At 69.2% G+C, this 549-nt stretch carries 2 protein-coding genes; one reads left to right on the forward strand and one right to left on the reverse strand.

The window, feature by feature from the left end; genetic code table 11:
• Positions 1–210: hypothetical protein (locus HET64_RS39560; protein ID WP_251146469.1), on the reverse strand; the 210-nt coding region annotated here is incomplete at its 3' end.
• Between HET64_RS39560 and HET64_RS38580 the strand changes: the two genes are divergently transcribed.
• Positions 181–549: hypothetical protein (locus HET64_RS38580; protein ID WP_251146470.1), on the forward strand; the 369-nt coding region annotated here is incomplete at its 3' end. The genes HET64_RS39560 and HET64_RS38580 overlap by 30 nt on opposite strands.

Here is a 549-nt window from a genome sequence, read left to right on the forward strand (position 1 = left end):
GTGCGGCACTCGGGTGGGCTGCACCGGAAGTGGCTGCTGTTGTGTCACGACCTGGCTGGTGCCGGTGAGGTGCGGCAGGCGTTGGAGCAGGCCGGGGCCCAGGTCGAGGTGCGGGTACTGCCGGACGACGGCGACCTCGACCACACCCACGGCCACGACCTCGACCTCGACCGCGAGCGCGTGGCGAAGCTGCTGGCCGGTGCTGAGCACATCGCCTATCTGGCGACCGGGTCGGACCGGAGTCATTCGGCCGTACTGCACGACCTGGTCACGGTGGTGCAGGCCGTGGTGGAGGTGGAGGGTGCCCGGTTGTGGGTGGTGACCCGTGGTGCGGTGTCGGCGCCGGGGAATGGTTCGGTTCCTGATCCGGTGCTGGCGGCGGTGTGGGGTCTTGGCCGGGTCTTCGGTCTTGAGCACTCGGATCATTACGGTGGTCTGGTCGATCTGCCCGCTGTGTGGCAGGCCGGTACGGGTGGTCTGTTGGTCGCGGCGCTGGCGCAGTCGGTGGAGGATCAGCTGGCTGTCGGTGTGGAGGGGGTCTTCGTGCGC

The organism is Streptomyces sp. McG3 (assembly GCF_018619185.1).
Lineage (GTDB): Bacteria > Actinomycetota > Actinomycetes > Streptomycetales > Streptomycetaceae > Streptomyces.